Source organism: Streptococcus parasanguinis (assembly GCF_001074805.1).
Lineage (GTDB): Bacteria > Bacillota > Bacilli > Lactobacillales > Streptococcaceae > Streptococcus > Streptococcus parasanguinis_A.
The window spans coordinates 1-10,746 of sequence record NZ_JUPI01000005.1; the positions used below are offsets into that span (position 1 = coordinate 1).

General features: G+C 46.4%; 8 protein-coding genes. 1 reads left to right on the forward strand and 7 read right to left on the reverse strand.

Going from position 1 to position 10,746, the window contains the following annotated elements; genetic code table 11:
• Nucleotides 1-83: 83 nt before the first annotated feature.
• The 5 genes from ADI76_RS00150 to ADI76_RS00165 form a co-directional block, all read right to left on the reverse strand.
• Nucleotides 84-2,069, reverse strand: coding sequence for an FtsX-like permease family protein (locus ADI76_RS00150; RefSeq protein WP_049513796.1), 1,986 nt, complete (start codon nucleotides 2,067-2,069; stop codon nucleotides 84-86).
• Nucleotides 2,070-2,828 carry an ABC transporter ATP-binding protein gene (locus ADI76_RS00155; protein ID WP_004219620.1) on the reverse strand — a complete coding sequence of 253 codons (759 nt, stop codon included), beginning with the start codon at nucleotides 2,826-2,828 and terminating at the stop codon, nucleotides 2,070-2,072.
• 15 nt (nucleotides 2,829-2,843) lie between these two features.
• Nucleotides 2,844-2,972, reverse strand: coding sequence for a hypothetical protein (locus ADI76_RS11780; RefSeq protein WP_257738547.1), 129 nt, complete (start codon nucleotides 2,970-2,972; stop codon nucleotides 2,844-2,846).
• A gap of 114 nt (nucleotides 2,973-3,086) precedes the next feature.
• A complete protein-coding gene (locus ADI76_RS00160) occupies nucleotides 3,087-4,061 on the reverse strand; it encodes a sensor histidine kinase (RefSeq protein WP_049513798.1) in 975 nt (324 codons plus the stop codon).
• A complete protein-coding gene (locus ADI76_RS00165; protein ID WP_003006080.1) occupies nucleotides 4,054-4,731 on the reverse strand; it encodes a response regulator transcription factor in 678 nt (225 codons plus the stop codon). Before ADI76_RS00165 ends, ADI76_RS00160 begins: the two co-directional genes overlap by 8 nt.
• A gap of 169 nt (nucleotides 4,732-4,900) precedes the next feature.
• Here ADI76_RS00165 and ADI76_RS00170 point away from each other — a divergent pair, with 169 nt between their 5' ends.
• Nucleotides 4,901-6,085, forward strand: a complete 1,185-nt coding sequence (locus ADI76_RS00170) for a DUF2974 domain-containing protein (protein WP_049513801.1) — start codon at nucleotides 4,901-4,903, stop codon at nucleotides 6,083-6,085.
• An 88-nt stretch (nucleotides 6,086-6,173) separates the two neighbouring features.
• On the opposite strand, the gene ADI76_RS00175 is transcribed toward ADI76_RS00170, so the two are convergent.
• Together ADI76_RS00175 and ADI76_RS00180 are read right to left on the reverse strand one after the other, a co-directional pair.
• Nucleotides 6,174-9,464: a pneumococcal-type histidine triad protein gene (locus ADI76_RS00175; RefSeq protein WP_049513804.1), complete on the reverse strand. Its 3,291-nt coding sequence runs from the start codon at nucleotides 9,462-9,464 to the stop codon at nucleotides 6,174-6,176.
• Between the two features lie 7 nt (nucleotides 9,465-9,471).
• The gene (locus ADI76_RS00180) at nucleotides 9,472-10,407 is read right to left on the reverse strand and encodes a metal ABC transporter solute-binding protein, Zn/Mn family (protein ID WP_049513806.1); all 936 of its coding nucleotides are present in this window, start codon (nucleotides 10,405-10,407) and stop codon (nucleotides 9,472-9,474) included.
• Between the last annotated feature and the right edge of the window lie 339 nt (nucleotides 10,408-10,746).

Below are 10,746 nucleotides of genomic sequence, written 5' to 3' on the forward strand. Positions count from 1 at the left end.
AATTAGTCATGGAACTTCTTCGAAGTTCGCTGACGTCCGTACTCACCTAAGGAAAGTTTCTAATTTAATTTGAGTTTCTTTTCCTAAATCTGCACAATCTTACGATAACTCCGAGAGGTGATCCAAAAGACAACCAGGTAGGTGACGAGAAAGACGGCACAGACACTGAGGGTCACGATGAGGACTTGGCCACTATTGATGACGCCAAGGACTTTGAGGATCAGGCGGATCATATGGTAGGCAAAGGTCAGGTGGACAAAGGCAAAGATAAGGGGAAGGAAGAAGACAGTCCGCACTTGACGGTTGATGGTCCGTTTGACCTCATCTTCATCAAGTCCCACCTGTTGGAGGATGACAAAGCGGTCACGGTCTTCATAGCCTTCTGAAATTTGCTTGTAGTAGATAACGATAACTGTTCCGACCATAAAGATCAATGACAAGAAAATACCGATAAAGAAGATGCCACCAAAGAGGCTATTCATTTCTCTCACATTATATGCTCGATTGCCTCCATAGACAAATGTTCCTTGGGCCTGTTGGCTACTCAATTCATCGATCATCTTGTCATAGCTAGCTGCCAGCTTGAGTTGCTGGTCTTCGTCAACATTGACATTGAAACCACCATAGATTTGAGTAATGACAGCAAAGTTAGGAAACTGAGCGACAAAGGCTGAAAGGTCAGGGACGATCAGGTAATTGAAATCCTCCGTCAGCATATTGAAGATGTTTGGGACATGATCGGTGATAAAATCCTTGGTCACTTCTTTCTTGACTTGGAAGTCTTGTCCATTGATGGTGAACTGCTTTTGCCCTGTCAGAGCCTGGTTATGGGCAAAGAGGATAACCTGGTTGCCGGTCAGATCGACGTCTTCTCCGGTCATCTGTTCATAACTTTCCGCATCAAAGACCAGAAAGACTGTTCGCGGTCTAACATCGCGTTCATCGTCAGGATAGACCGTGAAGTCTGTCCCCTTTTGGGATTCGACCCCAAAGGTAGCATAGGTCATCAGGTCACGATTTTTGATCTCAAGCTGGTGTTCAGAAGCAAATTCATCAAACTTCTGGTTGATTTGCTCCAGGTCTACCCCTTTTCCTTGAATGGAGAAATCATGTGGATTCATGATTTTCTTGATCATTTCACCACCGATATAGATGTTAGTTGCAGCAGAGATAGTCACCAATACCATGGTTGAGAGGATGGCAATGGTCGCAAGGCCCACTGCATTTTTCTTCATGCGATAGATGAGGTTAGAGACCGAGATCATGTTGTTGGGTTGGTAATAATAACTCTTCTTTTTCTTAAGCAGGTGCAAGAAGACGGTAATCCCAGCATTAAAGAGCAAATAGGTCCCGATCATAACCAAAACAACTGCTAGAAAGAAGATCAAAATCGCAGACATGGGGTCTTTGACAGACAAAGCTAAGTAGTAGCCAAAACCGAGAGAGGCTAAGCCCAGGATGGTTTGAGGCCACAAAAAGCGAGCTTTCTTTTCACCACTAGCCTTCTCACGCGTCAATTGTAGGGCATTTAAACGAAGAATGCGCCAAGCATTGAGAAGACCCAAGAGGGCAAAGATGAGACCAAAGGTGACGAAGATCGTGATTACAATCCCAGGTTGGAAGGTGGATACTAACTGGACCTTCATCTTCATGAGTTTCAAGAGGAAGGCAAAAATCAGTTTGTCAAAGAGAGCCCCGATCAAGACTCCGGCTGAGACAGTCACAAATCCAAAGATCAAGAGTTCCTTAAAGATCATACTGATGAGATGGCGCTTTTCAAGCCCCAGCATGCTGTAGATTCCCAGCTCCTTGGAGCGGTTTTTCATGACAAAGCTATTGGCATAGAGCACGATGATGGCTCCAGCAGCATTGACCACAAACAGTCCCAAGCCTAGGGTGAAGAGTATGGAAGATCCCCCTCGCAGCTTAGAAATGTTGGGATTAAAGGTCAGGGAGTCAAAGAGGTAGGCGATGGTCACTGCAAGAATGACCGCAATCGCAAAGGGATAATAGAGTTTGCGGTTCTTGATAAGATTAGAGCAAGCTAATTTAGTGGTTAATCGAAACATCTACTCCACCTCACTTGCCATGACCGTCAAGGTATCCGAGATTTCTTGGAACATCTGACGTTCTGTTTTTTCCCCACGGAAGATCTGGTTGTAGAGAATCCCATCCTTGATAAAGAGCACGCGCTTGGCCCGAGCTGCTGCTGCGGTTGAGTGGGTCACCATGAGGATTGTTTGGCCCATGCTATTGATATCTTCAAAGACATCTAGCAAAGCTGCCGAAGACTTGGAATCCAGCGCCCCTGTTGGCTCATCCGCAAGAAGGATTTCAGGTGAGGTGATGATGGCCCGTGCTACGGCTACCCGTTGTTTTTGTCCACCAGAGATTTCGTAAGGGTATTTTTCAAGCAGTTGGTGAATGCCCAACTCTCGACTGACGCTATCCACCTTGCTCATCATTTCCTTGACCGGTCTGCGAGAAAGGACTAGAGGGAGAAGGATATTGTCCTTGACAGACAAGGTATCGAGCAGGTTGAAATCTTGAAAGACAAAACCTAGTTTTTCCCGACGGAAGCTCGAAGCATCCTTGTTCTTGATGGTGGAGGTATCCGTGCCATTGAGGTAGACCCGCCCTTCGGTCGGCTGGTCCAGCATGGCTAGGATATTGAGAAGGGTCGATTTCCCAGATCCTGATTCCCCCATAATAGCCACGTACTCACCCTTTTCCACGGTGAAGTGAATATCCTTTAAGGCTTCAACCTGCGTTCCTTGAAAACGGGTTTTGTAGATTTTTTTGATATGTTGAACGTCTAGTAATGACATGCTTTTCTCCTTTTACTAGTAGATCAAGAAAAATTCTTGGGTTTGTTGCAGGACTTGGAGACCAAATTCCGTCTTTTCCAGATCGGTTTGGTTATTTGGTTTCTCAGTCTTTTTGAGTTGTTTCATCCATTTCAAGAGTTTCATTTTCTTGACCTCCTTCATTTGATGAGACTATTGTATAAAAAATAAAAGGCGGCTACCATAACCTAACCTTTCATTTTACCGTTTATTTCTTACATTTTTGTAAGATGGGGAATCTTAATCCATGACCAACTTCTTTTCTTCAAAGCGAATAGCAACGGTCGTGCCTTGGCCGACCTCTGAGTGTAGGGTGATCCTGTGCCCCAATTGCTCTGCGATTTTCTTAGATAGATAGAGCCCCAGCCCTGAGGATTGCTGGGTCAAGTGGCCATTATAGCCGGAGAAGCCCCGCTCAAAGACGCGAAGGACATCGCTATTTTTGATCCCAATCCCGCTATCTTTTATATAGAGAGTCTGGTCTTTAAAATAGATTTCAATTCCACCTGTGCTGGTGTACTTGAGGCTATTGGATAGGAGCTGCTCGATGATGACCAGGAGCCATTTGCGATCGGTGATGACCTCCTCTTCCAAATCATGCAGATCCACGGTCAAGTTCTTTTGGATAAAAAAGAGGGCGTATTTGCGGACTACTTCTTTGACCAAATCTTCTACCGACACGCGCCTCAAGACCAGATCATCATGAAAACTCTCTAGTCGCAGGTACTGCAAAACCAGATTAGCATAGGAGTCAATCTTAAAAAGCTCCTGCTCCATCTGCTGCTTGACAATGGGCGTCTCGACATCTTGCACCAAGAGCTGGCTGGCCGCAATGGGCGTCTTAATCTGGTGAACCCAGAGGGTATAGTAATCCATCAGGTCATTGAACTTGGCCTGGGCTGTCTTCCCTTCCTCCAAGCGCGCCTGCTGTTCTTCCCTGTATTTTTCATAAAGGAGGTGTTCCAGTGGTGAGGCAACCTCTATTTCCTCATAAAGTGCGGCTTTGCGGTAGTCCCGAAAGGTCATGGCGAAATCCCAGATCAAGACACAGAAGGCAAAAAAGCCTAGCACTAGGGTCGCATAGAGGAAAACCGTCCCCGTCTCTGGAAAGAGATAGGCAAAAACCAAATCGACCATCAAAAAGACGACCAATAGATAGAGCAGGCGCCTGCGGGATACCACATACTGCCAGAAGATCGTTCCAAATTTATTCATGGGTCAACCCGTAACCGATGCCTTTCTTGGTTTCGATGAAGTTTGACAAGCCAGCCTCTTCTAATTTCTTACGAAGGCGGGCCACATTGACAGACAAGGTATTGTCATCAATAAAGAAATCGCTATTCCAGAGTTCTTTCATCATATCATCACGTGCCACGATACTGCCCGCATGCTCAAACAGGACGCGCAGGATCTGAAATTCATTCTTGGTCAGCTTGATGACTTCCCCTTCATACACCAAGTCCGTGGACTTGAGATTAAGGATAGCTCCCCGGTGCTCCAGCAGATTTTGATCTGTCCCAAATTCGTAGGAACGGCGCAAGAGTCCTTGGACCTTGGCAAGGAGGACATTTTGGTCAAAAGGCTTGGTGACAAAGTCGTCTCCACCCATATTGATGGCCATGACAATATCCATGGCTTGATCCCGTGAAGAAAGAAACATAATCGGAACCTTTGAAACCTTGCGAATCTCCTGGCACCAGTGGTAACCATTGTAGAGAGGCAGGCCAATATCCATGAGAATCAAGTGGGGGTCACTTTCGACAAAGATCCCGAGGACATCCATAAAATCCTCTACTGCGACCACTTCATAGCCCCATTGTTCCAATAATTGTTTGACCTGTTGGCGGATAATTTCATCGTCTTCCACTAAGAGAATTTTATGCATGGCTTTCTTTCCTTCTTTTTTTCTTCTTCCTATTATAACAGATTAAACAGCAGAGAAAAAGGCTGTTTCAGAGGGAAAGAAGAACTGGCTCCTCCTTTCTTAATGGGAGGCGCTTTTTCTACATCCATTTTTGTGCTATACTGAGAGAAAGAAGACACGGGAGGCACAGATGTCGACGATTTTTGATTACCTAAAAGAAGTGACTTACGATTCCATATACGACCGCCCCTTCAAGGAGCTGGATGTCCTCGCATTGACAGAGCTGACCTATCTGCCCTTTGGACACATTGTGCCTCAAGGAGATACAACAGGGATTCCAGTGCGCCTGTCTGATGCGATGGAACTGATCGATCGGACTACCGATTTTATCGTGAGTAACCAGCACCTGCAATTAGTCGATGACTTGGCTACTTCAAAGCGCTTTAAGAACATCAAACTCCTCAACTATGTCGATGAATACGATCCCGATGTGCAAAAACAGTTTGCGGCCATGACCTATCGGCTTAGTCTGGATACGTATTTGGTCGTTTTCAGAGGAACGGATGACACCTTGATCGGCTGGAAGGAAGACTTCCACATGACCTATATGGACCATGTACCAGCTCAGAAGCGCGCAGCCAGCTACCTGCAACATGTCATGAAGGAATTTCCAAAAGGACGTTTCTTAGTAGCCGGTCACTCCAAAGGGGGCAACCTTGCGACCTATGCCTGCTCGTATCTACCTGATTCCTTATTTGAACGAGTCGATGCCATCTACAGCTACGATGCTCCTGGCCTCAACAGGGCCATTATCGAGACCGAAGGCTACCAGCGGACGTCCCCAAACATTCTTCGCTTTGTTCCTCAAGGTTCCATCGTCGGCATGATGCTAGAAGTCCCTGAGCCTGCTACAATCGTAAAAAGCCGAGCTTTTGGTGGCTTTGTCCAGCATGACGCTTTTACTTGGATGATTGAGAAAGATAAATTTGTGACCCTGGATCAAACCAGTCCCGATAGCCAGCAGACCGACGAGACCTTGAAGCAGTGGGTTCGCGAAACATCGGCGGATGAGCGCAAGAAGTTCTTTGATACCTTCTTCGGCCTCTTCTTAGATGCAGGCATTACTTCAATCAATGATTTGAGGAACTTGAAAAATTTCTCCAAGATCAAAGAGATCTTTCAAAATGCTCAAGACCTAGATCCTACAGAAAGGGAAATGCTGGAACGTCTAGCCAAGCAACTCCTCGATACCCGTGTCCAAGCTTGGAAAAAATGGCAGACGGTTCCCCGCATTCTGGTTCAAATGACTGCATTTTTCAAGCGCAAAAAAGCAGTCGAGTCCTCCTCACCTCTGCTCCTTGAGCACAAGGAGTGAGACTCAACAACTGAAAAAAGAGACCACCTCTTCTATTCACTAGAACGCAAAAATCATCTGAAATGTCTTTCAGATGATTTTCTATTTTCTATTGGTCCTGAGAAGATGGAGCATCTGGCGTGCCTTCTTCTATGGAAGCTGGGCTTGCAGGCTCTGTTTCTGTCTCAGTTGCGGCAGTGTTGTTCCTTGCTGAAGCTGCTGCTTCTGTTTCCACTGGAGTCTCTGTAGTGACAGGCGTTTCAGTTGTGGTAGCTGGTTTCCCCGCTTCGGTTGCAGATGGCATTGCTGCCAACTCTGCCTGAAAGGCTTGGATAGCCTGTAGTAAGGCTGCCTTGTCACTCTTTGGATTAGCCAATTGGTCAAAGAGAGCTTCTAAGCGATCAAATACAGCATCACTAGCACCCTTTTCCTGCAATTGTTGGTGAAGCGCCATCAATTGGTTATAGAGCTGTTGATAAAGGGCGACATCCCCAATCTGAGGCTCTTCGCTTTGCTTTTGTTTTTGCTTTTCAATGGTGTCACTGATTTCGCGTAACAGAGCTTGTCCACTTGCAATAGCCTTGTCTGGATCCGTCTCATTTCCAAGTTGAGCCAAACTTGCTTCAAAGGCAGTTCGTTTGGCCTGGTCTTCGACTTGTGGCAAGAGCGACTGGATTTGCTCTGAGAGCCCTGTCAGGATGCTGGTTCGTTGACGGGATTCTGTCGCCTTGTCCAACTCTCCATATAAGCCCTTGAGGAAATCATAGACCGCTAAGTTATAAGATGGGGCCTGACTTCCTTTTTGATCCAAAACTGTTTTTTCAATAGGATAGGTTTGGCCTTTTTCTTGAGAGAAGAGCTGGTCAATTGCCTGCTTGGTTTGGTAGAGTTCCATAAAGTGAGTCTTAGCATCCCAGGCTTCTTCAAAGGCTTGGGCCCGATAGAGTTTCAAAGCTAGATCTGCCGCCATGGTGCGCAGTTCTGGTGTCAAGCGCGCGTCGCTCAAGCTTTGGTAGAAGTACTTGAGATAGTCGACCGAGGTCACACCCGTCCGATCTTGCATCTCCTGAACAGCTTCTAATAGCTTCCCTTCCTGCTCTAAACGCTTGCTGTCCTTGGCAGCATAGGCTTCCTGCAGTTGTGAGACCAACCCTTCCTTCTTCAGTTGGAAGGCATCTGTGTCTAGCAAGCGCACTTGTTCCAGCAATTCCTGGTATCGACGATCGAGGGCTGTCTCTTCTTTTGGCTTGACTGCTTGAGTCGCATGGATGTACTGTTCATCAACCTGCTTAAGACTGGCAAGATAGCCCTCTGTTGAGTTGCTTGGGAAGCTCTTGACATTTTCTAAGAAGTGGCCCAAGATGAGCTCAATCCGTCGTTGTTGCAATGGATCAGAAGCGTAAAGGGTCCGGCTTTCTGCTAAAAGTTGGTTGACCCTGTCCTCTACTGCTTTTTTATCCAAGTCTCCTTTTTTGTAAGGCGATTGGATGGTAGGAAGGCGATGGGCTAAGTAATCTGCTAGTCCCGCTGATCGCACCTTGATGTAGTGGTTGTGATCGCCATGTGGGATGACAAACTGGCCATTTTCAATTTGGAGGCCATACGGAGAAATCCCCGAGCGAAGCGCTGTTGCATAGAGTTCATTGATAAAGTCTAGTTCAGGATTTCCAGTTTCAAGCGGAATTCGAACATGTTCCTTCCGAACGGCATAAGGATGGATGTGGGTCGGATCGTATTCTTGGTCTGGATTGTTAAAGACAAAGAAACCATTGGAAATCTTAATGGCCTCACGAGGGACGCCGTAGGTCTTGCTGATGTACTGGATCTTTTCCTCATCTGAGGCATCGCGAGAATAGCTGGCAACATCATCTGTCAGTGGCTGTCCCTTGTCCTCTTCTTTCTTACCTGCCAGAGTTGCCTCTGCTGCTGCAATCTCTTGAGGAGAGAGGTCCTTTTTATAGAAATAATGAGCGTGGTTGCCATGAGCGACCATGTAACCGTCCTCGTCCTTACTGATGACCATGTCTGCATGGAAACCATGATCGTGCTCCTCTTCGTGCTCGTGATCATGACTGTCCCCATGTTCATGCTCGTGACTATCCCCATGTTCATGCTCGTGACTATCTCCATGTTCATGCTCGTGCTCATGGTCAATTGGTTTTGTACTTGGACTTGAAGGCCGGTTTGGACTTATTTCAGCAGGTGTAGTAGCACCTTGGGCCCGAAGTAGTTGGAATTGCCGAGCCAGCTCACGTTCTAAAGGAGATAGGGAGCTGTAAGGGATAAAGTGGAAATGATCCCCGTGAGGGTAGACAATTCCTTGATCGGTCCACTTGGTAATCTTACTTGGATCAAAGATAGAACCATCAGACTCCACATGACGAGAAGACAGAGGTGTTTTCTGCAATTCTTCCATCAGATTGCTGAACGTTGAAGTCGGTTTCGAGCTTACAGGTTTAGAAGTCGTTGGGTTCGTCTGTGTAGGGGTTGGACTAGCAGACAGCTGACTGCTAGCTTGTTTTCCTAAGTTTGGAGAGGCTTGATCTGGAGTTCCTTGCCCTTGTTCTGTGCTTGCTCCAGCTAGGCGTGAGCCTCCAGCCTGATGGCCAGCTTGACCACCTAAAGCCGAAAGGGCTGCTGCTAACTCGCCAGCAGATAAGGAACTCTTTGGAATATAATGGAAATGGCTACCATGGGGCACAATAAAGCCGTCCCCTGTATCTGAAATGACATCTCCAGGGCTAAAGACATAACCATCGTCCGTACGATAGCCACCAGCTGTATGGTTCTTAGCAGTCAGCGTTTCAAGGGTCTTCCCCTCTTTTAGCGCTTGACTTGGCTGACGAAAATCTCGAGTTTTAACCCCTTTGTGCGAGGAGCTCGCCTGTACCGATCCCGTTTCCCCTTCTTCTTTAGCGCCTCCTTTTTGTTGTTGAGCGATCTCTTCGATCGAGCGCACATTGACCGTATGCTGCGCATCCTTTAAGTAGAGATAGTATTTACCACCGCGTTTAATGATATAACCATCCTTGACCTTGCTGACAATATCAGCTTCTTGGAGCTGATAGGTTGGATCTCGCAAAATCAACTCTTCACTAAAGATGGCATCAAATGGGACCTTGCCGCTATAGTAATGAAAATGATCCCCATGAGAAGTGACAAAGCCTTCATCCGTAATTTTGATGACAATCTGCTCTGCCTGGGTCTTTTCCTTGGCATTGACCGCTTCGATGCTGTCTTCCTTTTTGTTAGAGGCAGTCGATGACGCTTTCTTTTCTGCCTGTAGATACTGAATCTGATTCTTTTTCTCTTCCTTAGCTTGTGGTTGCTGACTGAGCGCATAGGCACAGAGCCCTATTCCCAAAGTCGCTACCAATCCAATCGTTCCCTTTTTCTTCATCCTTGATTTACTCCTCTAATTCCTTGGCTAAACTCGCCATATTTTCTTCTAAATTTGCTAATAGATCCTTATCGTTTTGCGGATCGGCTTCCAGTGGATCCAAGACCTTGACACGCGCCCCTGTTGCCTTGGCGATACTATCTGCCACTTTTGACGACGTGTGCTTCTCTACGAAGATCGTTTTCACCTGATAATCTTTGACAAACTGCTGGATCTCTGCCAATTGCCGGGCGGTTGGTTCTTGCTCTGGAGAAATCCCTGCAATCCCTAATTGCTTGAGACCAAAGCGTTTGGCCAGATAAGAAAAGGCCGTATGCTGGGTCACAAAAGTCTTTTGCTTGGCCTTGTCGAAGATAGGCTGGTAGCGGGCTACTAGTTCCTCACAGCGCTTTTCAAGCTTTTGTGCATTGGCCTGATAGAGCTCCTTGTTCTTTGGATCGATCTCTCCCAAGCGCTGGGCGATAATCTTTCCTTCCTCTGCAATTTTCGCAGGGTCCAACCAGGTATGCGGATCATACAAGTGCTTGGCTTCCTTTCCTTGCCCAGCCTCGACATCCTCTAAGCCAGCCACCTTATCAAGTGTCATTCCTTGACTCCCTTCGATCACCTGTAACTTGGAACCTTGTAGATTAGGATCTAAACGACCGGCCCATGATTCCAGGGTCTGAGAATGATAGACAAATACATCCGCATCATAGATCTGAGCCACTTCCTTGGTTGAGGGCTCGTAATCATGGATCCCTGCACCAGACTGAACCATCCAAATGTCATTTTGATCCCCAGAGATTTCCTTAACCAGAGCATAGATGGGATAAAAACTCGTGACAATTTTGAGACCTTTTTTAGAAGGGGGCTTGCCTGCATTTCCTTGACTAGCACAAGCTACAAGCAGAAAGAAACCTAGGAACAAGATTCCCAGCACCTTCATTTTTCTCCTTTTCATCCTTCACCTCTTTTTTATTTTCATTAACCAGTTTATTAATTGGTTAATTAACTAGTTAATAATACTGCTAATCATTTGCTTTGTCAAGTCTTTTTTACATTTTTTTCCTTTTAATGCTAGGGACTAACCTTTTACTAGCCTCCACGACCTTTCCCTGCAGAAAAAAAGAGGCTGGGACAAAAGTCCTAGTCTCTCAATAGTCTTTGGATTGTCGAGCAAGACGCAGTGGTTGAGTGGGCTCTACTACGCTGTTTTCATCAGCTTTTACAGCCCTATTCAACTGTGCGGAGGTGGGACGACGAAATCGAATTCTAACGAATTACCGATTTCTGTCCCACT